Genomic DNA, 23,267 nt, shown 5'->3' with positions numbered 1-23,267 from the left:
ATTCGAACGTCCGTCCGATCGGGCCGGACCGGCCGTTCGGTGGCACCCGTTCATCCGAATCGAACGAGTGGATCCAACACGAACACACAGCAGGCGGTTTCGTTTCTGATCGATTGTGAACGCTTGATTGCGATTGTGTTGACTCGGAACTATGCCACCGGGTGGAGTGACTGTCATCACCCAGCCACGGAAAGAGCGTGAGGTTCCATGGACGAAGCGAGAGGTGGCGAACCCCGTTCCGGTGAACGGCGAGCTACCGTCTCCCGCCGCACGCTGCTGCGCACGGCGGGCGCGACGGGCGCGGGAGCGGTGTTGGCCGGTTCCCTGTCCGGATGCGCGTCGCGCGAGACCTCAGCCGGAGCCACGAGGGTCACGATGTGGTCCTGGTTGACGGGCATGGACCGCTACGTGGAAGCCTTCAACGCGTCGCAGCGCGAGGTGGTCGTCGACCTGAACGTGCTCGCGGGCGGACTGTCCGGTGGCTACGCCCAACAGACCAACGCCATCCGCGCGCACAACGCGCCGGACATCATGCACGTCGAGTACCAGGGGCTTCCGCAGGTTCTGACGACCGGTGGACTACGCGAGATCACCGAGGACGTGTCCGATCTCGCCGCGGATTACTCCGCCGCGGCGTGGCGCTCGGTCCGGCCGGACGGCCGGACCTGGGCGGTGCCCTTCGACGTGGCCCCGATGGTCCTGTACTACCGCAAGGACCTGTTCGACACCCACGGGCTCGCCGTGCCGAGCGATTGGGAACGGTTCCGCACGACCGCCGAAGAGGTGCGGCGGATCGATCCGGCGGCTCGGCTCACCACGTTCCCGCTCAACGACGGTTCGTTCTTCGCCGGGATGGCCTGGCAGGCACGCGACCCGTGGTGGCGGATCCGGGACAACAGCTGGGAGGTCGACATCGGCGGCGCGGGAACCCTGCGTACCGCGCGCTACTGGCAGGAGCTGATCGACGCGGACCTGGTGCGCAGCCAGGGAACCGGCACCCAGGACTGGATCGCGGCGATGCACGAGGGCAGGTTGTGGAGCCTACTGGGGGCGGCGTGGAGCGCCGGGACGTTGCACAAGTCCATCCCGCGGGATTCGGGACGGTGGGCGGTGACGACGTTGCCGACCTGGGACGGAGTTCCCTCGACCGGGATGCAGGGCGGCAGCGCGTTCGCGGTCTCGGCCGAAAGTGACGTGCCCGAGGCGGCGTTGACCTTCCTGCGCTGGCTCGGCACCGATCCCGAGGTGCCCAGGATCGCCGCCTCGTTCACCACACTGCTGCCCGCCTACGTTCCCAACCGTGCCGTGGCACGGGAGAGCTACCGCGGCGGCTACTTCCTCGGCGAGCCGATCTACGACGTGCTGGACGAGGCCACGCGGCGGGTGTCCGACTGGACCTGGGGTCCGACGGCGCTCGGACTCTTCTCGACCCTGGAGAACCGGTTCAGCCCGGTCGCGACCGGAGGGAGCACGCTCCCGGAGGCGATCGAGCGGGTCCAGCGCGACGCGGTGCGGTCCATGCGCGGTTCGGGGCTGTCGGTCATCGAGGGGAGTTCGACATGAGCCGGAGTCTTCCCGGTGGTGCGCGTTCCGGCGGCAGAGCCGTGCTCGGCGGAGCCCCGTCGGGGCGGATGCCTCGTTTCGGCGGCGCGGCGGTGCTGTTGTGCGCGCCTTTCGCCCTGCTACTGCTCGGCACGGTGCTGGCCCCGGTCACGTACGCGCTGTACCTGAGTCTGTTCACCGAGCGGTTGAGCGGGTTGGGGTTCTCGGGGCCCAGTAGTGCTTTCGTCGCCCTCGGCAACTACGCCGATGTCGTCACCGACCCCGATTTTCTGCACGGTGTCGGCAACGTCGCGCTGTACGCCGTGATCCAGGTGCCGCTGATGCTCGGCGGTGCGCTGGTCGTGGCGCTGCTGATCGACTCAGCGGTCGCGCGGTTGAAGCAGGTCTGGTTGCTCGCGGTGTTCCTGCCCTACGCGGTTCCCGGCGTGATCGCCGGGCTGATCTGGGGGTATCTCTACAGCCCCGGCATCGGCCCGATCAGTTCCATCGCTCCGATCGACCCGCTGGGGGCGAACGGAATCCTGCCGTCGGTGGTCAACATCGCCACTTGGCAGTGGATGGGCTACAACATGATCATTTTTTACACCGCGTTGCAGACGGTCCCCCGTGAGCTGCTGGAAGCGGCCCGGGTGGATGGTGCGGGACCGATACGCACCGCCTTGTCGGTGAAGCTGCCCTCCATCAGACCCACCCTGTTCGTGGGGCTGGTGTTCACGATCATCGGTGCGCTGCAGCTGTTCACCGAACCGCTCGTGCTGCGGAGCTTCACCGGGGCGGTGACCAGTACCTGGACACCCAGCCTCTACGTCTACGACTCGGCCTTCGTCGCCGGCGACTACGGCCGGGCCGCGGCTGCCTCCGTGCTGCTCGGTTTGGTCTCGGCGGTGCTATCGGCCGTGGTGATGCGGATTTCCGCCCGGAGGTCACGATGAGTGCGGCAACGACGGTCAACGGCACGTCCGCGGTCGGTGGCCCACCGGGCCGGAGCGGTCGGCGCGGTCGGAAGGAACCCTCACCGTGGACCTCGCGGACCGTGGTCCACGCCATGTTGGGAATCGCCGCGCTTTACAGCGTGCTTCCGCTGGTGTGGCTGGTCACCTCCTCGACGAAGTCACTCGGAGCATTCTCCACGACCTCGGCGTTCGAATTCGCGGATTGGAATCTTCCCGCGAATCTGCGGGCCCTGTTCTCCGAGGCGGACGGTGTTTTCCTCGCCTGGGCGCGGAATTCCGTGCTGTACGCGGGTGTCGGTGCCGTGCTCGGAGCGTTGATCTGCACCGCGTGCGGCTACGCGGTCGCCAAGTTGGATTTCCCGGGACGGCGCACGCTGTTCGCGGTGACCCTGACCGGGGTGCTGGTGCCCACGACGGCCCTGGCGTTGCCGCTCTACCTGATGGCCTCCGAACTCCGACTGGTCGACACGTTCTGGGCCGTGTTCCTGCCGCTGTTGACCAACCCGTTCGGGGTGTACCTGGCGCGGGTCTACGCCGAGGCCGCGGTGCCGGACGAGGTGCTCGAGGCCGCGCGCATCGACGGTTCCGGAGAGCTGAAGACCTTCTTCAGGGTGGCCCTGCCCATGATGCGTCCCGGGTTCGTGACCATCATCCTCTTCCAATTTGTCCAGATTTGGAACAATTTCTTCCTTCCGCTGGTGATGTTGACCGATCCCAGGCTCTTTCCGCTCAGTCTGGGGCTGTATCAGTGGAGCACTCGAGTGTCCCAGTTCCCGCAGTACAACCCCCTGGTGATCACGGGGTCACTGCTCGCCGTGTTCCCGATAATCGTCGCGTTCCTGGTGCTGCAACGACAATGGCGGTCCGGTTTGACCGCGGGGAGTGTGAAATGAGTTCGGAGCGCCCGGAAGCGCTGCTGGTGATGGACCGGAAAACCCTGCTCACCCAGTTCGGCGATCAGGAGATGGGTCGCCTGCGTGAGTTGGCCTCGCTGGGAGACCCCGTCAGCAGCGCGGAACTGAGCTCTACCGAGGTGCGTCGGCGGCTGGCCGAAGTGGAGGTGCTGATCACCTCCTGGGGATGCCCCCCGCTGGACGCGGAGGTCATGGCGGCGGCTCCCGAACTGAGGGCGGTGCTGCACGCGGCGGGCAGTGTGCGGGGACACGTCGGAGAGGAGGTCTTCGACCGGGAGGTGCTGGTCACGACCGCCGCCGATGTCAACGCGGAGCCGGTGGCGCGCTACACCCTCGCCGCGGTCCTCTGGTCGGGCAAGAAGGTGCCGTTCCTGTTCGGCCGTTCCCACTCCTGGGACGGTGACCGGCAGGTGCGCGTGCTCGACGAGCAGACCGTCGTGGTGGTGGGCTTCTCGCGGGTCGGCAGGCGCGTGGTCCGCTTGCTCCGGGAGTTCGGCTCGAACAGGATCCTGGTGGTCGATCCCGTGGCCGACCCCGCGGAGATCACCGCGGCCGGTGCGTCGCCCGCGACGTTGGAGCAGGCGCTGCCGCGGGCCGACGTGCTGAGTCTGCACGCGCCGCTGCTGCAGCGGACCCGGGGGATGATCGGTGAGTCCGAATTGGAGGCACTTCCACCCGGTGCCGTGCTCATCAACACGGCCCGGGGTGCCCTGGTGGACACCGCCGCTCTGGAGCGGGCGTGTCGTGGTCGGGACATCTACGCGATTCTCGACGTCACCGATCCGGAGCCGTTGCCCGAGGACTCCGCGTTGCACGGCTTGTCCAACGTGGTGCTGACCCCGCACGTCGCGGGGTCGCTGGGCGAGGAGACCCGGCGCATGAGCGCGGCGGCCCTGGACGAGCTGCATCGCTACGTCTCGGGGCTTCCGGCGAGGGCCCCCGTGACGCGGCGGAGTCTGGAGGTACAGGCGTGACACCGGTGGAGAACCGTGAGCTGAGCCCGTACACGGGCTGGACGCGGCAGCACTGGGCGAGCACGGCCGACGGGCTGCTGCACGCGGTCCAGCGGTATAGGTCCCCGTCGGGGGCGCGCTTCGACCTGCCGGGTCCGGTCAGCGCGAACGGGTCGCGCGCGGACGGGCTCGAGGGGTTCGCCCGCACTTTTCTGTTGCAGGGTTTCCGGGTGGTCGGAGAGCAGGGACGTGACCCGACCGGTTTGCTGGAGCGCTACGCCGAGGGGCTCGACGCGGGCACGGATCCGACTTCCCCGGAACGCTGGCCCCGGCCGGACGAGTTGGGACAGGCCAAGGTCGAGGCGGCCTCGATCGCGCTGATCCTGCGGATCACGCGGCGGTGGTTGTGGGACGAGCTGGACGACCGCGTGCGGCAGCGGGTCGTGGACTGGCTGTCCACGGTGGTCGGGCAGCCGTACCCGCCCATCAACTGGGTGTGGTTTCGCGTCGTGGTGGAGTCCTTCCTGCGTGAGGTGGGCGGGCCCTGGTCGGCCGCCGACATCGAGGAGGACCTCGCCGTGCACGCCTCGCTGCGGCGCGGCGACGGCTGGTACAGCGACGGGCAGGAGCGGGCCTTCGACCACTACGTCGGCTGGGCGCTGCACCTGTACCCGATGCTGTGGACGCACTGGTTCGACGTCGTCGGCTCGTTGTGCCCGGTCGGAACCTACCGCACGTGGACCGCCGATCTGGCCCGTTACCTGGACGACCTCCTTCACCTCGTGGGGGCCGACGGCTCGCCGCTGCTGCAGGGGCGCAGCCTGATCTACCGCTTCGCCGCCGCGGCACCGTTCTGGGTCGGTGCCGTCACCGGACACGGCGGCCTCTCCCCGGGAGTGGTGCGGCGGGCGTGCAGTGGTGTTCTGCGGCACTTCACGGATCACGGGGTGCCCGATTCGGACGGTTTGTTGAATCCGGGCTGGCACGGCTCCTGGCCGGGAATGCGGCAGGCCTACTCCGGAGCGGGATCGCCGTACTGGGCGAGCAAGGGGATGCTCGGGCTGGCCCTGCCCGCGCACCATCCCGTCTGGAACGCGGTCGAAGAGCCACTGCCCAGTGAGAGTTCCGACCACGGTCGGGCGATCTCCGCGCCGGGGTGGCTGGTCTCGCATCGCCGCGCCGACGGTGTGGCGATCGTGCTCAACCACGGCACCGACCACGCCGGGACCGGTGAGCGCAGGTCCGACTCCGCGCTGTACGCCAGGATCGGCTACTCCACGGCGACGGTGCCCCCGTTGACCGGGGCAACAGTGGACGATCCCGTGGACAACACGGTGGCGATCGTCGACGCGGACGGCAACGCCACGCACCGGACCGGCTTCGAACGGCTGTACGTCCGTGAAGCCGGAGACGAGGTCCTGACGGCGGCCAGCCGCGGCCGTGCGTGCTGGATCGACGCGCGCGAGGACGAGACGGCCGACCACGGCTACGGCAGGCGCGGTGCGGTGGTCGAAGGGCCGTTGCTGACGGTCGCTTCGGTGCTGCGCGCGGGCGTGGAGGTGCGGTTGGTTCGGGTGGACGCCGCCGGATGGGACGCGCGGGTTCCGGGCTGTTTCGTCCGGATGGGCGGCTGGCCGGTCGCTTCCGACAGCGACCCCGCGGCTCGGGGCGGTACGCGCCGGACGCGGGTGTCGTTCGAGAGCTCCGAGCTGCGTTCACTGGTGTTCGGCGTTCGTGGTTTCACCGGCGGCGGCCTCGCATCGGAGTTCGGCACGAGTCCGCTCGGTGCGTGGACGGCCGTTCCGTGGCTGGCCACCGACGGCGTTCCGGTGGGCGAGGTGCTGGCCGGGGGAGTCCTCCTCGATCGCGGGGGTGTGCCACCGGTGGATCCCACCGTGCTGGCGATCCCCGACGGGGAAGGCGGACACGAGGTGACCGTGGCATGGCCCGACGGGGTGAGCACCACGGTCGAGCTGCCCGGAACTCCGTGAGCCCGCTTTCGCTCGCCCTACCGAGCGAGCACGCTGATCCGGCCGAATCGAACAGGAGTTGTCGTGTCGTACCGACCGTTTTCGGCGAACTGGTTCACCGGGTCCCGTTGGGAGGGACGGATCGCCTACGGCGCCGATTACAACCCGGAGCAGTGGTCGCGTTCCGTCTGGGACGAGGACGTGCGGCTGATGAACGAGGCCGGGGTGAACATCGTGTCGCTGGGGATATTCTCCTGGGCCCGTGTCGAACCCGAGCCGGGCGTTCACGACTTCGGGTGGTTGGACGAGGTCATGAACCTGCTGCACGAGCACGGGATCGCGGTGGACCTGGCCACGGCAACGGCTTCGCCACCTCCGTGGCTGGCCGCTCGCCATCCGGAGATCCTGCCGGTGGACCGGCAGGGACGGACCCTGTGGCCGGGCGGTCGTCAGCACTGGCGGCCCACCTCGCCGGTGTTCCGGGAGTACGCGCTGCGCCTCGTCCGGGTGATCGCCGAGCGGTACCGCGATCACCCGGCCCTGGTCGCCTGGCACGTTTCCAACGAACTCGGTTGCCACAACGTCTACGACTACTCCGAGGACGCCGCGCGTGCGTTTCGGAGCTGGCTGCGCTCCCGCTACGGAACCCTGGAGCGGCTCAACGAGGTGTGGGCCACGGATTTCTGGTCGCAGCGTTACGGCGACTGGGAGGAGATCCTGCCACCGCGGCTGGCCGCGACGTTCCCGAATCCGACGCAGCAGCTCGACTTCCGGCGTTTCTGCTCGGACTCGCTCAAGGACCACTTCCGCGCCGAGCGGGACGTGCTGCGTTCGGTCACCCCGGCGGTTCCGGTGACGACCAATTTCATGGTCATGAGCAACGCCAAGGGGATGAACTACGCGGACTGGGCGGGCGAGGTCGACTTCGTGTCCAACGACCACTACCTGAACCCGGGGCCGCGGGCGCTGGACGAGCTGTCCTTCTCGGCCGGTCTGACCGGCGGACTCGCGGGTGGAAGACCCTGGTTCCTCATGGAGCACGCCACCGGCGCGGTCAACTGGCGTCCGGTGAACAAACCCAAGAAGCAGGGCGAACTGGGCCGCGACTCGCTGGTCCACGTCGCGCACGGTGCCGACGCGGTGTGCTTCTTCCAGTGGCGGCAGTCCCGCGCCGGGGCGGAGAAGTACCACTCGGCGATGCTGCCGCACGCGGGGGAGGACACCGAAACGTTCCGCGCGGTCAAGGAGCTCGGCGGGGTACTCGCGGAACTCTCCGCCGTGGTGGGCTCGTCCCGAGCGCGGGCGCGGGTCGCCGTCCTGTTCGACTGGGAGTCTTGGTGGGCCGGTGAGCTCGACTCGCGCCCCACGTGGCTGCTGGACTACCGGCGGGAGGCTCTGGACTGGTACTCGGCTTTGATCGAGCTGGGGGTGGTTGTCGACGTGATACCCACCGATGTCCCCCTCGAACGGTACGAGGTGGTCATCGCCCCGGTGCTGCACGTCGTGCCGAACGAGTTGTCCGAGCGGTTGCACCGGTTCGTCGAGGACGGTGGGCATCTCGTGACCACGTACTTCTCCGGCACGGTCGACGAACACGACCACGTCTGGCTCGGTGGCTACCCCGGGGCGTTGCGTGAGCTGCTGGGCATCCGTATCGAGGAGTTCGGCCCCTTGTTCGAGGCGGAATCGGTGGAGCTCGACGACGGTTCGACCGGCACGCTCTGGACCGACCGGATCGAGCTCACCGGTGAGGACGTCGAGGTGCTGGCCTCCTACCGGACCGGCGACTACGCGGGACGTCCGGCGATCACGCGCCATCCACGAGGGAGCGGTTCGGCCTCCTACGTGTCCACCCGGCTGGGCGTGGTGGGATCGGAGCGCGTGCTGCGCACGATTCTCGACCGAGCGGGCGTGGTCAGCGAGCTTCCCGAGGAGTTGCGGGGACGGGTGCAGCTGGTGATACGGCACGACGCGCGGCGCCAGTACTGGTTCCTGATCAACCGTACGGAGCGGGACGTGGAGCTGGCGGAGGTTGCGGGAACGGAAATCGCTCGGAGTGCGCGTTCGGAACGAGGCGGTGCCACCTCCGTGATCCCGGCCAGGGGAGTGGTCGTGCTGGAGAAACCCCGGTAACGACCACGCGACCCCCTGGTGGCGGTGTGGAAGCCCGCCGACCGCACACGACACGCGAGCGGTCGGCGGGAAGCGCGTCAGCCGAGCCGGAAGTCGGCGACGTGGATGGGCGACGGGCTCGTTCCCGTCGACGCCTCCTGGTACAGCACGGACAGCACGCCGTCGGCCGCCAGGCGGGAGGTGTCCACGTTGACCTCGCCGAAGGCGTTCATGTCGGGGCGGTCGAACACCACGGTCCAGTCGGTCCAGTCGCTGGCCGCGCTGGCCGCCACGATCTTGCCTTTCGGCATGACGAGGTAGGCGTTGTCGTCCTGATCGAACACCAGCTGTGTCCGCTGGGTGGAGTTCGGCGGGACGGGAACCTCCCGTTTGGTCCAGTCGCCGTCGTCGCCGCGGACGAGGTGGAACGTGCGGCCGTGTTCGGTGCGCTGCTCGGAGTAGTCCGTCACGCACTGGGTGAACCGGCCGGGCACGTAGCTGATCACCGCGTGCGGCGTGTCGGTGGAATCGACCGCCTGGCTTTCCTGGTTCATGAGCCCGTGGTTGGGGCCGAGCGGGTCGGCCACGATGCCCGGGGAGTCGACGGCCACCGGATCCCGGCCGGTGACGCCGACCGTCTCGCCCGCACCGTTGCGCCAGGTCCGGCCCTGATCGTCGCTGTATACATAGCCGGTGTCGTGGTTGGTCAGTCCGCCCGGATCACACAGCACCGACCGATTGCCCTCGCGCCACGTGAAGGTCGCGTGCAGCCGCCCGTTGTCGTCGTAGGTCAACCCGTGCAGGTACATGTTCCGGGTGTTCGACACCGCGCCGTTCGGGGCGGTCCACGCCCCGGTCGCCGATGTCCAGCCTCCGAGCTTGTCCCAGGCGCCGTTGGCGTACTCGGCCAGTTCGTTGACACCGTCGCCCGAACCCCCGGTGCGGTAACTGAACTGGAGCTTGCCCCGCGGGGTCACGATGAATCGCGGGTAGGTCATCGCCCCGAGTTCCTCGTCGCCCAGCGTGCGTCGGATCTCGCCGAACATCCCGGAGTTCCAGGGGTGAGCAGCGGGCCGGGAGACCAGCCCTTCGATGGACCTGACGTAGTGGATCCGGCTGTTGTGCGTGTCCATCGCGACGTGCAGGCGTCCGTCCTCGGGTGAGACTCCGAGGGAGATGACGTTGTGCGAGTCGTTGACGCTGAGCTCGTGCGGCAAGGTCGCGGTCTCCCACCCGCCGTTACCGTGCAACGACCTGCGAGCGACGACGGCGTTGCGACTGTCCGTGTACCAGGCGGCGTACTGATATCCGGCGTAGGTACGAACGGCGTCCTGCTGGAACGAATTGTTGTTGACGATTCCGTCGTAGGAGACGAAGTACAACGCGGACCGGTCGAGCACCGTGTCCGACAGCAGGGCCGCGTCGGGCTCGGTGTTTCCGGGGTTCTGGGCGAAGTCCGGCGGATCGGCCGCGGCGTTGCTGGGCAGCACGAGCGCCGCGGTGATCAGCAGGGTCGTGAGTACGGCTCTGCGCATGTCAGACGGACCTTTCCGGCAGCGCTGCGTGCGGTAACTCGGTGGCGGCTTCCGAGCGTGCACGCATGTGCCCTCCTGTGTTGAAACGTTTTATAATATGCTGAAGTTAAGTGAGTCACAGCGTTCCGTCAAGACGTGCTGGTTTCGTGCGGATAAGAGAAGATTCGGCGTTTTCTCGGATCGTCGTTCGGGGTGGTTGGTCTCGCTCGTGTCGCGAACCGCGACGCTCGCTATAAAACGTTTTACCGATGTCGCGTCGCGATCTTCGGGAATTCGTGTGTTGCCGTGCTTCTTCCGGGGAGGTGGGAGCGTGGCGGCCGTGCCGTGGCCTCGGCGCGGATCCATGTCGGACGCCGGGCGGAGTGATTTCGCTTCTGATCGATTGTGATCGTTCTGGTTCGGTTGTGTTGACTTGGGGCCATGCCGCGCGGTGAAGTGACTGTCGTCACTCGGATACGGAATGGGAAGGCCGCATGGGCGAAGCGAGGTGTCCACGGTTTCCGGACCGTTCCCGGTCCACCGAGCGCTCCTGGTTCTGGCACCCACGGGAGACTTTCCCGGCGGCGGTACCGCGAGCGTTCCGGTGAACCGAATTTCCGGCAACTGGTCATCAGCCCGCGCGGCACAGTCCCGGATATCACCGACCTTGGGGAAACCATGATTCCGTTACTCGCCAAGCACACTCCCGATCGGGGGCGTTCCAGCGGTCCCGCTCGGGCACACCGCCGTGTTCTGGCGGTCACGCTCTCCGCGTGTCTCGCCGTGCCGTTCTCCGCGCTGTCGTACGCTTCGGCGACCACGGCGGATCGCCCCGCGGACCAGTCCGCGGGGCAGACAGTGGGACGGGCCCACTCGGCCGCCGATTTCCAGGGGGTGAACTGGGCCAGGCCCAAGGACAACTTCGTCGACGGCCCCGTCGTTCCCGAGGGGCTGAGCGTCTCCGACGACTACGGGACCGTCAAGGCCAAGGCGAGTGCCGTCTACGAGGAGTTCCGGGAGACGAGCGGGGCGAACACCGTTCGGCTGCCGATCAACACTCATTCCGTTCCCGGCACGGAGTGGGGCGACGCCTACGCCGGGGCCGTCGACGCCGCTACGGAGAACGGCTTCAAGGTGATCCTGTCCTACTGGGAGGACGGGGCGTCCTCGAACGGCAGGATCGTCGAGACGGAGGCCTTCGACGCGATGTGGGACGCGGTGGTCTCCCGCTGGCGGTTCGACAGCCGGGTCCACTTCGAACCGATGAACGAGCCCCACGGCTACAGCGCCGCCGAGTGGGCCGATGTCGCCGCCGGCTGGATCGCCGACCGCCCGGGAGTTCCCAGGAAGCGGATCCTCGTCAGCGGCCACGGCTACAACGGCGACGTCACCGCCGTGTGCGACGACAGCCGTCTCGCCGGGACGTACTTGTCGTTGCACCTGTACGCGTTCCAGTTCGACTCGATGAGCTACGAGGAGTGGCGAGAGCTGTTCGACTCCCGGATCGGCGACTGCGGTTCCCGCACCGTGCTGGACGAGTTCGGTGCCCCGATGGACGACGGCAGGGACTACGGCGAGGCCGACAGCACGGACAACTTCGTCCGTTACATCCGCGCGGCCACCGATGCCGTTCGCTCCCACGACATGGGTGCGGTCTACTGGCCCGCCCTCGGCGGCAAGCACACCTACCGGCCCGACTACGACTGGTACTCCCTCTACGCCCTGGAAGGCAGCGGCACCGAGCTGTCGTTGCGCGTGCGCAACGACAGCATGATCGACCGGCTCCGCTACGCCTGGGACGGCGCGGACCACGCGGCTCCCGCGGCGGGCGAGCACCGGTCCTCGGTTCCGGCGATGCCCCGGGACCGGTGACGAGCCGACGAGCACGGAACGGCGGATCGTTCGCCCGGGCTCGGAACGGGTGCTTTCCGCGTGTTTTCCCGGCCGGGGCGATCGCCCCGGCCGCCTGGTCGTTTCACCCGGTTCCGCCGGACAGTCCGGCGGAACCACGGACCCCGCGGCGGAAGGAGTCGTCATGTCCCCGGCAGCACGGCACGGAGCGCGCGGAAGGAAGGCGCGCGGCCTCTGGTTGTTGGTGGCGGCCGCGTGTCTGAGCCTCGGCGCCACCGTACTCGTGGTACCGCCCGCGCAGGCGGATCCCGTCACCGTCCGGAACGGAGCACAGTTCACCGATCCGAACGGCGAGCCGATCCACGCGCACGGCGGAGGCGTCATCGAGGTCGACGGCTACTACTACTGGTTCGGGGAGAACCGCGCCGCGGACGACTCCTTCCGGTACGTCTCCGTGTACCGCTCGACCGATCTGAAGCACTGGGAGTTCCGCGACCACGTGCTGAGCGCCTCCTCCGCGCCGGAGCTGGCCAGCGCCAACATCGAGCGGCCGAAGGTGATCTGAGGAACGTAGCGCGCAGACCCTCGGATTTATCCGTGGGGTTAGCGCATCAAGTCCGATTCTCACATGCTCAGCGGTAACCTTGCCAACCTTAGATAGCTTCGTGCTGTATAGTGTGGGTATGGGCGTCACGCTGCGATCGAACGCGAACATCACGTTCCGGTGCGCGTTCCACGTCGTGTGGTGCCCGAAGTACCGTCGCCGCGTCATCGGTGGGCGCATGGAAGAACGTTTGAAACAGCTCATCCGGGAAGTCGTCGAGGAGAAGGGGGCGTGGCTGGTGGAGCTGGAGACGATGCCGGACCACGTTCACCTCCTTGTCGAGGTGGATCCGCAGTACGGGGTGCACAAACTTGTGAAGGCCATCAAGGGTAGGACCTCGCGTGTGCTGCGGGATGAGTTCCCGTGGTTGCGGTCGAAGCTTCCGACGCTGTGGACGAACAGCTACTTCGTCGCGACCGTCGGCGGTGCGCCGTTGTCGGCCATCAAGCGCTACGTCGAGCAGCAGAAGACGCGGTGAACCGATGCTTTCGGGACGTCGCTACCGCTTGAAGCTCACCGAGGCGCAGGTCGCGCAGTGCGAGGAGTTCGGCAACCTGTGTCGCGCGGTGTGGAACACCGCCCTTGACCAGCGTCGTCAGTACCGCAAGCGCGGTGCGTGGATCAACTACAACGAGCAAGCCGGACAGCTCGCCGACGCCAAAACCGAACACAAGTGGTTGAAGACCGCGCCGTCGCACATCCTCCAGCAGGCGTTGAAAGACCTGGACCGGGCCTGCAGGGACCACGGCACGTTTCGGGTGAAGTGGCGTGGCAAGCAGCGTTGGAACCCGTCGTTCCGGTTCCCGGTGGGCAAGCTCATCGAGGTCGAGCGGCTGAACAAGCGGTGGGGACGGGCGAAGCTGCCGAAGTTGGGGTGGGTGCGGTTGCGCATGACCCGCCAGCTCGGCGGCACCGTGCGGTCGGCGACCGTGTCCCGCGATGGCCGGGAATGGTTCGTGTCGTTCCTCGTCGATGACGGCAAGCAGACCCCTGGGCAGCACGCCATACCCAACACGAGCGTTGGCGTCGACCGAGGTGTGGTTTCTGCTGTCGCGACCAGCGATGGCAAGCTCATCGACCGCGAATTCACCACGCCCGGCGAGGCAGAGCGTTACCGCAGGTTGCAGCAAAAGCTGGCACGGCAGAAGTGCGGCAGTGCGAACCGGCGCGAACGCGATCGGCGCGGCGACTTCTGCTCACAGGTCGCCGCTGACCTCACCGACCGCAACGCGCTGGTCGCGTTGGAAGACCTGCGCACGCAGAACATGACCCGTACGGCGAGCGGAACCACCGAAAAGCCCGGCCGGAACGTCTCCCAGAAGTCCGGCCTGAACCGCGCCATCCTCGGCAAGGGATGGCACAAGCTCGAACTCGCACTGCACAATGCTGCCCGTCACACCGGTAGCGAGATCGTGAAGGTGCCTGCCGCGTACACGTCGCAAACGTGCGCGGTGTGCCGCAACGTGGACCCGAACAACCGCAACAGCCAAGCGGTCTTCCGGTGCACCGGTTGCGGCCACACCGCACACGCGGACGTGAACGCGGCAGTCAACGTGTTGGCCGCCGGACGGGCGGTCGCAGCCTGTGGAGACCTCGGCGCTGGTCGGTCCGCGAAGCAGGAACCCCAACCGGCGTCAACGCCGGTTGAAATCCCCCGCCTTTAATCATGGGGAGGACGTCAAGTGGATGCACAAGGAGAACGACCAGGACTACAGCCAGGCCCGCGCGGCCGTGGCCGTCTCCGACACCGTCGACGGGGACTACAGTTGGCAGGGCAGCTTCCGGCCGTTGGGCAACATGTCCCGCGACATCACGGTCTTCGTCGACGACGACGGCACCGGCTACATGGTCTCGGCCGCCAACGAGAACCTGGATCTGCACATCTACCGGCTCAACGAGGACTACACGGCGGTGGAGAGCCTGGTGGCCAACCCGTGGCCCGGTGGTCACCGCGAAGCCCCGGCCCTCTTCAAGCGCGACGGGGTCTACTTCATGCTCACCTCCGGGGCCACGGGCTGGGATCCCAACCAGCAGCAGTACGCCACCTCGACCAGCCTCGCCAGCGGCTGGAGCGGGATGCGGAACGTGGGTGACTCCACCGCCCACGGATCCCAGACCGCCTGGGTGCTGCCGATTCGGGGCACCGGGGGCGCCTCCTACCTCTACCTCGGTGACCGCTGGGCGGGAGCCTGGGGCGGGCCGGTCAACGACTCGCGCTACGTGTGGCTGCCGCTGCGGTTCCCCGACGACCGCACCATCCGGATGGATTGGGCGCCGGAACTGACCGTCGACACCGCGGCGGGCACCGTCGGGACCGGCGGCGGACCCTACGAGACCCTGACCGCCCGGCACTCCGGCAAGTGCGTGGACGTTCCCGCGCGTTCCCAGCTCGCGGACGAGCAGTTGGCACAGTACCCCTGCAACGGTGGCGACAACCAGCGGTTCTGGCTGGAGGACGTCGGTGGTGACTACGTTCGGCTGGTCACCCGGCACAGTTCGATGTGTCTGGCCGTGACGGGGGCCGCCACGCGGGACGGTGCGGCCGTGGTCCAGCAGCGGTGCGGCTCCGGGCAGGAGCAGCAGTGGCGGGTGAGTGACTCCGGCGACGGCCACGTCATCTTCACCGCCCGCCACAGTGGCAAGTGCCTGGACGTCTCCGACGAGTCCACCGCGGACGGTGCCGATCTCATCCAGTACACCTGCTCCGGCGTCGCCTGGCAGCGGTTCCGGCGCGCCGAGGTGTGAGTGTGGTGAGGTGCCCCGGGCAGCGGGACGACCAGCTGACCGGGGGTGCGCGGTTCCGTCAGGCGCGTTTTCTCTCGCGCCCGCGGGCGCTACCCGGAATGAGTGAGGTAAGGATTCCATGAGCTGGAAGTTCGCCGTGAGCACGCTCGGTATGCCGGGCACCCCGGTGCGGCAGGCCGCGCGGGTAGCGCGTGAGCACGGTTGTCACGGTTTGGAGCTCCGGGTGCATCCGGACGAGGAAGTCCGGTTGGGAATGTCGTCCCGGAAAGCGGCGGACACGCGCGGGCTGATCGAGGGCGAGGGGCTCGAGGTGGCGTGTCTGGCGGGCTACGCCAAGGTGTGCGCGCCGGGCTCGGACGAGTCTCCGGTGGCGGAGCTGCGTTCCCTCGTCGAGCTGGCCGGGTTGATCGGGGCACCCGCGGTACGGGTTTTCCCGGGCGGGGAGCCCGGCGAGGACGGTCCCGCTCGGGAGCGGATCGGTGCCGTGCTGCCCGATCTGGAGCGGCAGGGTGTCACGTTGCTCGTCGAGACCCACGACTCGCATCCCACGGGCGGGCTAGCGCGCCGGTTGGTGGAACCGTTCGGTGCGCCCGAGACCGTCGCCGTGCTGTGGGACGCGCTGCACCCGTGGCGGACGGGCGAGTCCCCGACGGAGACCCGGAACCTGCTGGGCGACTATCTCGGTTATTTCCAGCTCAAGGACGCGCGGCGGGCGGACCCCTGGACACCGGTCCCGCCGGGCGAGGGGGACGTGCCGCTCGCCGAGTGCGGGCCCCTGCTGCGGTCGTGGTCGGGGTGGATCTCGCTGGAGTGGGAACGTGCCTGGTACCCCTCCATCGATCCCGTTCCGGTACCGCTACGTGCCGCTGCCGAGTGGTTCGAACATTGGCATCGCCCGGAGTGAGTCGTACGGCAACTCGGGACCGGATGACGACGCACGTGCTTCGGCACGCATCGTCGTGGGACATGTCCGAGGTCCGGTGTTCGTCCTCGTACAGGGATGTGTTCGCGTGATCTCACGATCACGCGAACCCTCTCGGCGTGCTGTAATCATGACTAGCTCGTGCGGTGTTCTCACGCTTCGAGCTGTGGATCGATCATGATCACTCCGGTTTTTCGCCGATACCAGCACGTATCCGAAATCCGGCGAGTCCCGCATTTTGCGGGCTTCTTCGATCCACTTCTCGACATGATGTACATGACCTCTGTCGAAAAGGTCTCACTGGAGTTGTAGCGTTCTTGTGTCGAGGCTTCGTGCACGGTCGGATCGGCGATCGACATCCACCCGCCCGGGCTTAACGCCCGCACTACCTCACGCAGCACGTGCACCTTGTCCGGCAGGTGCTCGATTCCAGCGCCATAATCCCGTCGAAGGAGTCGTCGGGGTACGGGAGGTGCATCGCGTTACCTATTTCGTCGTGCCGGTGAGTTCGTTTTTCTTCCGTTCTCGGATGGATTCGTCCATCACCGCGGGTCGGTGAGAGGCCCTTACCGACGGGAGGAAGAGGCGATCAGACGTGCACGTCGAAAGGGGAGTGCTTGTTGTGTTTACCTGTGTTCTGAAACGCGTGCAGGGAACTCGGCGGAATCGACAACTCATCCCCTGGGGAGTGTGTTGTCCACCAACAGCGTTCCACCGCGCCGTATGCGCGGCAAGCACACGACGCGGCTCAGCGTCGGCGTTGGTGCGTACGCATTCGTTGTGCCACGGCCATTCCGATGTGTCCGAACGGGTGGTGCACGCTTGGCCGTCGCGCTTGGCACCTCCTTCACCCCGGCCGTGCCCAACCTCGCGCGGTGCTCGACAAGTCGGCCCGACTGAGCATGTCAGCTTTATTCCGAGGGGCAGTCATGGATGACGAAGCCAACCGGCGAGGAAACCCACGAGTCGTGGAACCGTTGTCAACGCGTTGTCAGTGCCGTGTCAGCCCAAGTGGATAAAACCGAATCCTGAGCACTCTCAAACGACCGGGAGATATTCGTTTATGCGAGAACAGGACTTTCCCATCCGGGACGACACGCACGAACAGGATCTCGGGGAGATCGCCACCGCACATGCCGAAAAATCTTTGTGCAATGGGGGTTCGGCGCAACTCGAACTCGCTGTTCGAGCAGCGGATACAGCTGAAGATTCCGGGGCATCGTACTGCGGTTCTTTCACGGTTGGAACCGCACGGTACAGGGCCGCGGCACGCTCAGTGCGGGGCAGCGTCCAGAACTCCGTCGCTCTCGGCGGGCACAGCTCGGTCTCGGAGCTGATCGTATGACGCGAGCGGATGTGCTGCGGCGGGTCGGTACCGGGATCGTCGGGCTGGGCGCTTATCTGCCGGAGACGGTGCGCGGCAACAGCGAAGTGGCCGCCGACGCCGGGGTTACCGCCGATTGGATCGAGCAGCGAACCGGGGTGCTCGAGAGGCGAACGGCCCGGCCGGACCAGGCGGCTTCGGACCTGGCGGCGCAAGCGGCACTGCGAGCCCTGTCGTCGGCCGGTGTCGCACCGGAGCAGGTGGCGATGGTGGTTCTGGGGACATCCACCCTGGACGAGTTGGGCCCGGCCACTGCCTGCCGGGTGCAGCACCTGATCAACGCCACCAACGCCGTCGCGTTCGATGTGAACGCCGCTTGTTCGGGCTTCGTGTTCGGTATGCAGACCGCACACGACTGGCTGGCCCAACGAGGTCGCGGGCGGTACGCGCTGGTGATCGGGGTGGAGCTGTACTCGAAGTTCCTCGACCCCGCGGACCGGGGTACCGCGGTGTTGTTCGCCGATGGTGCGGGAGCGGCCGTGGTGGGGGAGGTGCCGCCTGAGCGGGGAGTGCTGCACGTGGCGACCGGCTCGGACGGCAGTCAGGCCGACCAGGTGCTCATCCCGGGCGGGGGCAGTCGTCTTCCCGCCAGCGACGAGTCGCTGACGAACGGTGCGCACACGATCCACATGAACGGACGCGCGGTGCGCGACTTCATCACCACCGCGTTTCCCCGCGTGCTGGAAGAGTCGTGCCGTGCGGCGGGAATCGACAGGACCGATCTGGACGTGATCGTGCCGCACCAGCCCAATCCGCTGTTGCTGAGCCACCTGGCCGAGCAGGCCGGAATCCCGGCGGAGAAAACGGTGATCACGGGGGACCGCGTGGGCAACGTCGGTGCCGCTTCCATACCGGTGGCCCTGACCCACGCCGTCGCGGAGGGCCGGGTCGGCGATGGGGACCACGTGCTGCTTCCGACCTTCGGGGCAGGGGTCACCTGGGGATCCTGCCTGCTGCGCTGGTCTCCGCCGTTCAGGCAGCCGTGCGGCCCGCTCGATGAGATTCGCGGGGAGTGATCGAAGTGTACGGGCAAGCCTTGTTCGACCTCACCGGGCGGCGAGTGCTGGTCACCGGGGCATCCCGGGGGATCGGTGCTCAGCTAGCGCGAGGTTTCGCCGCCGCGGGAGCGCGTGTCGCGCTCACCGCCCGCTCGCGGAACGCGCTGCGGCGGCTGGCCACCGACATCGAGGAGGTGGGAGGAGAGGCGGTGGTGGTTCCGGGGGATCTGTCCACTGCCGATGGGTGCACTACCGCGGTGGAGGAAGCCGTCGCCGCCCTGGGCGGACTGGACGTGCTGCTGCACAACGCTGGTGGGCCGGTGGCCGACGAGCAAGGGGTGATGCAGCTGCGCCCCGTGCTGGGGACTTCCGACGACGAGTGGGCCGGAGTGCTGGACGTGAACCTGATGGGCGCGGTGCGGCTGTTGCGGGGTGCTCACCCGTTTCTCGCCGTCTCGCCGGACCCGAGCGTGACGATCATGTCCTCGGTGGCCGGGCTCGTCGGTGTGGGCGGTATGGAGGCGTACGGGGCGGCCAAGGCCGCCCAGATGTCGCTGGTGCGTTCGCTGGGAACCGCGTGGGGAAGGAGCGGAATCCGGGTCAACGCACTCGCACCGGGCTGGGTGAGCACCGACATGACTTCCTCGGTGCACGAGGACCAGGACACCTCCGAGGCGGTACTGGCAGGGGTTCCGCAACACCGGTGGGCTGATCCGAGCGAGGTGGTGGGCCCCGCGCTGTTCCTGGCATCTCCGGCCGCGTCGTTCATGACGGGCCAAACTCTGGTCATCGACGGGGGACTCGTAGCTCACCCCGCTATCGGCTGAGCACATAACACGATCGACGAAAGGTAGGACCGATGGGCGAGACGCACGTGTGGGTCGTCGGCGATTGCTTCGCACGGTTCACCGGCAACGAGAACGTGATGACGACGTCCGAGGTTTCGCGGTGGGTGCGATCCCACGCCGAGCCGGATGTCCGGGGCGTGGTGCTGCACCCGGCGCTCGGAGTGGATCGCACGATGTGGCGCGAACTCGCCCGAACCGTCTCACGTGCGGGACTGGAGCAGGTGGTACTGCCGGAGGGTGCCCCGGCCGAACCGGTCGGGCGACACACCGTGCTGAAACAGCAGCAGGACAACGTCCTCATCGGTGAGCCGCACGTCTCGGGAAATGAGGTCGCGGGGGCGCTGTTGGTTCCCAACGACACCGAGATGCTGCGGGATCACACCGCCGATCAGCAGCACATCCCGGGCATGTTGTTGATCGAGGCGGTCACCCAGCTCATCACCTGGGCCGTGGGTGAGACGGTACCCCCGATCGCCGACGGCACACCGCGCTACGCGGTGATGCACCACCTGCGGACCGAGTTTCATCGCTTCGTGTTTCCGTTGCCCGCCGTGCTGCGTGCCCGGCTCACTCGTGATGGCGAAGCCACCGACGAGCGAGTGCCGCTGACCGCCCGGGTCGACATCGAGCAGGCTGAGCGGGTGACCACCGTGTGCGAGATCGAGTTGAACGCCTTCGACCCGAACGCGGTGTTCACCGTCGAAGCCGGACAAGCGGCCAAAACCGTGCGGCACACGACGCCTTTGGAGGGGGTCGCGGCATGAGTGGTGACGTGCGGGACGGGAGAAGTGGCTTCGACCCGGACATGCGGAGCGTGTTCGGTGGTGGTCTGTTCGCACCGCGCGACGATCAGGCACCGTCCGGGCAACATCGGCGCACGTACCAGCAGTTACGCCACATCACTCACAGCCTGGACCTGCCACGGAGCTCCCGCCAGGACCCGCGGTTCCTGTTCGCCGCGCTGGAGTGGGCCGCCGTGGTCAATCCCGCGTTGTTCCTGACCGGCACGGTCCACTACGGAGTGTGCGTGTCCGGGATCGACGGGATGGCCCTGCCCGACTCGGATCTGTCCGACCTCCGTGGCGAACTGGATGCCGCCAGAACCGTCGGAACCATTCTGATCACCGAGGTCGGCCACGGCACCAGCCACGTGGCACTGCGCACCCGTGCCGACTACCATCCGGAAACCGGATGTTTCGAGCTGTCCACACCCGACGAAACGGCGTGCAAGTTCATGGCCCACGCCGGTTTGGAGGGAGTCCCCAAGGTGGGCATGGTCTACGCCCAGCTGCGTGTGGGCGGCGAGCTCCACGGGGTGTTCCCCTTTCTGGTGCGGCTGCGTGATGAGCATCGCACGGGTGAGGGAGTACGCATCGGACGCGCGGTTCGTTCCGACGCGGTGGACCTGGACTACACACTGGTGCGGTTCGACGGGACGGCAGTGCCGTACGAGCAGTGGCTCTCCGACGGAGCGCGCATCGACCACGAGGGCGTCGTCCACGACCCGGCGGATTCCCCGCGGCAGCGCCTGGTGCGTTCGCTTCGGGTGTCACGCAACGCCTCCACCGCCGGTGCGGTGGGACTGGCCGCCGTGGCACGGGCCACCGGTGCCTTGACCACTCGCTACGTGCACCATCGCACCACCTCCGGCGCGCTCGCACCGGGAGCGACACTGGCCGGGCACGCCCGGGTGCGGCGTATCCTCTTCCCGGCACTGGCCGCTGCCATGGCCGCCACCGCGCAGGTCAACCGTGCGCTGCGCATCACCCTCGACGGTGGTGATCCGCAACACGCGGCCGGAGCCGACTGGTCCCCGTGGGCCTCGGTGCATTCCGAGCTCGCCCTGACCAAAGTGATCGCCACCTGGACCGCGGAGCGGGTGACCGGTGATTGTCGAAAGCTGCTCGGGGCACACGGTGTGCTGAACGCGAACCGTATCCACGCCTATGAGGGACTGGCGGCGATCTACCACTCGGCAGGCGGGGACAACACCCTGACCACTATGGATCTGGCTCGTGCCCTGGCCGGTGATCCCCGCGCGGTGCCCGTGCCCTCCCGCCTCGGCCGGACGGACGAGGCGGACACGCTGGTCGTACTCGCCCGCGTGCGGGAGAACCTGCTGCGCACTCGACTGTGCGCCCGCCTGGGCGCCGACCGCTGCCTGCCGGAAGCGGATCGCTGGGATCGGCACGCTCAGCTGGCGGACGAACTGGTGGGCGCCCACGCCCACCGGATCGTGCTGGAGCAGTTCCTGGCTTGGGCCGATTCGTTCCCTCCGGGGCAGCGGCGGGACGCCCTGCACCGATTGTGCCTGCTGAACGGGCTCGATCACGCACGGCGGCACGGGGAGGAGCTGTACCGCGCCGGCTGGTTGTCGCACGAGCGGCAGCAGCTGATGGACACGGTGTTCACCGAGCAGTGCGACGTGCTCGCCGAATACGGAGCCGGGTTGGTGGAGACCCTCGGGATCACCACCGACGGGACCGGAGCGCCGTTGGCAGCGGACGATCACGTGGCGGCGATGACCAGTCTGGCCGGGATCGGCGAGTAAGATCTCGGGGCGGACGCTGAGCTCTCCTTCCCGGAGGTTCGGGAGAGCCCCGAGCAGCTTGTCGGCATGCGTGCTTGGACGCGGTACTCGATCGTCGCTGAATCCGAGATGGGTCGATTTTTCCGGGGTTTTACCGTCCCAACCTCGTCGATCCGGGGGCAATCCGTACGTCGACGCTACTGCGTTGCCACACGGCCACACGGTCGGAGTCAGGCGGTGGGTGGATACCGAAACCGATCCGGGCGGCTGAGCTGGCCACACTATCCGGCGGCCGTGACCGGGTTGGGAGACCGTGAGTGATTCGGCCCCGGAGGCCGGTATCCGCTTTTCGCCCGATCGGGGTGGTTCGTTTTTGATTCGTGCGACGCGACGGCATGACCACCTGGTGGCGCTCGCATCGGATCGCCGGGACAGGCATGATCGTAATGTGGCCGTGCGTTGTTCTGATGCTTCGCACCGCTGCGGTCACCGGGTACCAACCGGACACCGCGACATCCGTTTTCGAGGTGACTGATGCTCTACTGGATCGTGCTCGGTCTGCTGGTCGTGGTGCTCGTCGTGCCTGCCTCGATCGTCGTCGTGGTGCTGTGGCGCAGGCAGCGCCGGGTTTCTCGACAACCTGAACCCGTGCCGTCCCCGAACACGCGGGCCCAGCGTCGGGTGCGACGCACCAGAGAACGTGAGGCCGGTGACGAGGAGGTCACCGATGTGCTGCCCATCGTGGACGGCCGTGATGACCGGCATGGCACGCGGTAATCGTCTGAACCGGTGAACGCGGCGTACGTGTCGATCCGCTGTGTCGCTGGGACGGGTGCTCCAGTCGGGAAGCAGCAGGAGCTATCCCCGCCGGAGGGCGTAATGCCGAGCTCATCGGAGGGGAAGCTCGACTTCGTGTTCGTCTTCGGTGCGGGGGCCGTGGATGCGTCGGTCGGTTTCGGTGATGGCGACGTCGTTGATGCTGGCCTCGCGGCGTCGCATGAGGCCGCGTTCGTCGAATTCCCACATTTCGTTGCCGTAGCTGCGCCACCACTGTCCTGCCGTGTCGTGGCACTCGTACTGGAAGCGGACGGCGATCCGGTTCTCGTGGAATCCCCACAGGCTCTTGCGTAGCGCGTAGTCGAGTTCGCGTTCCCATTTCCGGGTGAGGAAGGTGATGATCTCCTCGTGGCCCCGCAGGAAGGTGTCCCGGTTGCGCCACGTCGAGTCCGGCGTGTAGGCCGTCGCCACTCGGTAGGGGTCTCGGGTGTTCCATGCATCCTCGGCGGCCCGGACTTTCCGCAGGGCCGTTTCCCGCGTGAAGGGCGGGTACGGCGGGCGATCTTCCGACATGACGGATCTCCTCACGTGTTGAGAACGTGCGTTCTCTATTGATGATACCCTAAAGT

The 23,267-nt window shown here is 67.5% G+C and carries 18 protein-coding genes and 2 pseudogenes; 17 read left to right on the top strand and 3 right to left on the bottom strand.

The window, feature by feature from the left end; translation table 11 throughout:
* The first annotated feature begins 207 nt into the window (after nt 1-207).
* From BM394_RS02190 to BM394_RS02165, 6 genes are all read left to right on the top strand, one after another.
* A complete protein-coding gene (locus tag BM394_RS02190; protein ID WP_092973163.1) occupies nt 208-1,563 on the top strand; it encodes an ABC transporter substrate-binding protein in 1,356 nt (451 codons plus the stop codon).
* A complete protein-coding gene (locus BM394_RS02185) occupies nt 1,560-2,495 on the top strand; it encodes a carbohydrate ABC transporter permease (protein WP_092973161.1) in 936 nt (311 codons plus the stop codon). The genes BM394_RS02190 and BM394_RS02185 overlap by 4 nt, the downstream gene beginning before the upstream one ends.
* 113 nt (nt 2,496-2,608) lie before the next feature.
* A complete protein-coding gene (locus BM394_RS02180; RefSeq protein ID WP_092973678.1) occupies nt 2,609-3,409 on the top strand; it encodes an ABC transporter permease subunit in 801 nt (266 codons plus the stop codon).
* Nucleotides 3,406-4,404, top strand: coding sequence for a hydroxyacid dehydrogenase (locus BM394_RS02175; protein WP_092973159.1), 999 nt, complete (start codon nt 3,406-3,408; stop codon nt 4,402-4,404). Before BM394_RS02180 ends, BM394_RS02175 begins: the two co-directional genes overlap by 4 nt.
* The gene (locus tag BM394_RS02170; RefSeq protein WP_092973157.1) at nt 4,401-6,374 is read left to right on the top strand and encodes a DUF2264 domain-containing protein; all 1,974 of its coding nucleotides are present in this window, start codon (nt 4,401-4,403) and stop codon (nt 6,372-6,374) included. Before BM394_RS02175 ends, BM394_RS02170 begins: the two co-directional genes overlap by 4 nt.
* A gap of 63 nt (nt 6,375-6,437) precedes the next feature.
* Complete coding sequence (locus tag BM394_RS02165) at nt 6,438-8,486, top strand: beta-galactosidase (RefSeq protein ID WP_092973155.1); 2,049 nt, start codon at nt 6,438-6,440, stop codon at nt 8,484-8,486.
* A 77-nt stretch (nt 8,487-8,563) separates the two neighbouring features.
* Here the strand turns inward: BM394_RS02165 and BM394_RS02160 are convergent, their stop codons facing one another.
* Nucleotides 8,564-10,000: a BNR repeat-containing protein gene (locus BM394_RS02160; protein WP_092973153.1), complete on the bottom strand. Its 1,437-nt coding sequence runs from the start codon at nt 9,998-10,000 to the stop codon at nt 8,564-8,566.
* Between the two features lie 657 nt (nt 10,001-10,657).
* Between BM394_RS02160 and BM394_RS02155 the strand changes: the two genes are divergently transcribed.
* From BM394_RS02155 to BM394_RS02130, 6 genes and pseudogenes are all read left to right on the top strand, one after another.
* Nucleotides 10,658-11,851 (top strand): glycoside hydrolase family 5 protein, encoded by a 1,194-nt coding sequence (locus tag BM394_RS02155; RefSeq protein ID WP_092973151.1) that lies wholly within the window; start codon nt 10,658-10,660, stop codon nt 11,849-11,851.
* Between the two features lie 163 nt (nt 11,852-12,014).
* Nucleotides 12,015-12,392: pseudogene (locus BM394_RS02150) on the top strand (beta-xylosidase); the annotation flags it as partial.
* Between the two features lie 121 nt (nt 12,393-12,513).
* Nucleotides 12,514-12,912, top strand: coding sequence for an IS200/IS605 family transposase (tnpA, locus tag BM394_RS02145; RefSeq protein ID WP_092973149.1), 399 nt, complete (start codon nt 12,514-12,516; stop codon nt 12,910-12,912).
* Between the two features lie 4 nt (nt 12,913-12,916).
* Nucleotides 12,917-14,098, top strand: a complete 1,182-nt coding sequence (locus tag BM394_RS02140) for an RNA-guided endonuclease InsQ/TnpB family protein (RefSeq protein ID WP_092973147.1) — start codon at nt 12,917-12,919, stop codon at nt 14,096-14,098.
* Between the two features lie 4 nt (nt 14,099-14,102).
* Nucleotides 14,103-15,179, top strand: a pseudogene (locus BM394_RS02135) (RICIN domain-containing protein); the annotation flags it as partial.
* A gap of 118 nt (nt 15,180-15,297) precedes the next feature.
* The gene (locus tag BM394_RS02130; RefSeq protein WP_092973145.1) at nt 15,298-16,083 is read left to right on the top strand and encodes a sugar phosphate isomerase/epimerase family protein; all 786 of its coding nucleotides are present in this window, start codon (nt 15,298-15,300) and stop codon (nt 16,081-16,083) included.
* 170 nt (nt 16,084-16,253) lie between these two features.
* On the opposite strand, the gene BM394_RS22250 is transcribed toward BM394_RS02130, so the two are convergent.
* The gene (locus tag BM394_RS22250; RefSeq protein WP_139235116.1) at nt 16,254-16,502 is read right to left on the bottom strand and encodes a hypothetical protein; all 249 of its coding nucleotides are present in this window, start codon (nt 16,500-16,502) and stop codon (nt 16,254-16,256) included.
* Between the two features lie 940 nt (nt 16,503-17,442).
* On the opposite strand from BM394_RS22250, the gene BM394_RS02125 reads away from it, so the two are divergent.
* From BM394_RS02125 to BM394_RS02105, 5 genes are all read left to right on the top strand, one after another.
* A complete protein-coding gene (locus BM394_RS02125; RefSeq protein WP_139235115.1) occupies nt 17,443-18,501 on the top strand; it encodes a 3-oxoacyl-ACP synthase III family protein in 1,059 nt (352 codons plus the stop codon).
* Nucleotides 18,502-18,506: 5 nt separating this feature from the next.
* Nucleotides 18,507-19,310: an SDR family NAD(P)-dependent oxidoreductase gene (locus BM394_RS02120; protein ID WP_245779922.1), complete on the top strand. Its 804-nt coding sequence runs from the start codon at nt 18,507-18,509 to the stop codon at nt 19,308-19,310.
* Nucleotides 19,311-19,342: 32 nt separating this feature from the next.
* Nucleotides 19,343-20,095, top strand: a complete 753-nt coding sequence (locus BM394_RS02115) for an AfsA-related hotdog domain-containing protein (RefSeq protein ID WP_092973143.1) — start codon at nt 19,343-19,345, stop codon at nt 20,093-20,095.
* On the top strand, nt 20,092-21,882 hold the full coding sequence (locus tag BM394_RS02110; protein ID WP_092973141.1) for an acyl-CoA dehydrogenase family protein: 1,791 nt from the start codon (nt 20,092-20,094) through the stop codon (nt 21,880-21,882). Before BM394_RS02115 ends, BM394_RS02110 begins: the two co-directional genes overlap by 4 nt.
* A 513-nt stretch (nt 21,883-22,395) precedes the next feature.
* Nucleotides 22,396-22,638 carry a hypothetical protein gene (locus BM394_RS02105; RefSeq protein WP_092973139.1) on the top strand — a complete coding sequence of 81 codons (243 nt, stop codon included), beginning with the start codon at nt 22,396-22,398 and terminating at the stop codon, nt 22,636-22,638.
* Between the two features lie 111 nt (nt 22,639-22,749).
* Here the strand turns inward: BM394_RS02105 and BM394_RS02100 are convergent, their stop codons facing one another.
* Nucleotides 22,750-23,211, bottom strand: coding sequence for a nuclear transport factor 2 family protein (locus BM394_RS02100; protein ID WP_092973137.1), 462 nt, complete (start codon nt 23,209-23,211; stop codon nt 22,750-22,752).
* Between the last annotated feature and the right edge of the window lie 56 nt (nt 23,212-23,267).

This window comes from Actinopolyspora lacussalsi subsp. righensis (assembly GCF_900116555.1).
GTDB classification, from domain to species: Bacteria; Actinomycetota; Actinomycetes; order Mycobacteriales; family Pseudonocardiaceae; genus Actinopolyspora; species Actinopolyspora lacussalsi.
Note: the sequence above shows the minus strand (reverse complement) of the source record. Positions and strands in the feature narration are given on the sequence as shown.

Coding starts and splice junctions, on each gene's coding strand:
- BM394_RS02190 (WP_092973163.1), top strand. CDS start 208: ATGGACGAAGCGAGAGGTGGCGAACCCCGTTCCGGTGAACGGCGAGCT.
- BM394_RS02185 (WP_092973161.1), top strand. CDS start 1,560: ATGAGCCGGAGTCTTCCCGGTGGTGCGCGTTCCGGCGGCAGAGCCGTG.
- BM394_RS02180 (WP_092973678.1), top strand. CDS start 2,609: ATGTTGGGAATCGCCGCGCTTTACAGCGTGCTTCCGCTGGTGTGGCTG.
- BM394_RS02175 (WP_092973159.1), top strand. CDS start 3,406: ATGAGTTCGGAGCGCCCGGAAGCGCTGCTGGTGATGGACCGGAAAACC.
- BM394_RS02160 (WP_092973153.1), bottom strand. CDS start 10,000: ATGCGCAGAGCCGTACTCACGACCCTGCTGATCACCGCGGCGCTCGTG.
- BM394_RS02155 (WP_092973151.1), top strand. CDS start 10,658: ATGATTCCGTTACTCGCCAAGCACACTCCCGATCGGGGGCGTTCCAGC.
- tnpA (WP_092973149.1), top strand. CDS start 12,514: ATGGGCGTCACGCTGCGATCGAACGCGAACATCACGTTCCGGTGCGCG.
- BM394_RS02140 (WP_092973147.1), top strand. CDS start 12,917: ATGCTTTCGGGACGTCGCTACCGCTTGAAGCTCACCGAGGCGCAGGTC.
- BM394_RS02130 (WP_092973145.1), top strand. CDS start 15,298: ATGAGCTGGAAGTTCGCCGTGAGCACGCTCGGTATGCCGGGCACCCCG.
- BM394_RS02125 (WP_139235115.1), top strand. CDS start 17,443: ATGACGCGAGCGGATGTGCTGCGGCGGGTCGGTACCGGGATCGTCGGG.
- BM394_RS02115 (WP_092973143.1), top strand. CDS start 19,343: ATGGGCGAGACGCACGTGTGGGTCGTCGGCGATTGCTTCGCACGGTTC.
- BM394_RS02110 (WP_092973141.1), top strand. CDS start 20,092: ATGAGTGGTGACGTGCGGGACGGGAGAAGTGGCTTCGACCCGGACATG.
- BM394_RS02105 (WP_092973139.1), top strand. CDS start 22,396: ATGCTCTACTGGATCGTGCTCGGTCTGCTGGTCGTGGTGCTCGTCGTG.
- BM394_RS02100 (WP_092973137.1), bottom strand. CDS start 23,211: ATGTCGGAAGATCGCCCGCCGTACCCGCCCTTCACGCGGGAAACGGCC.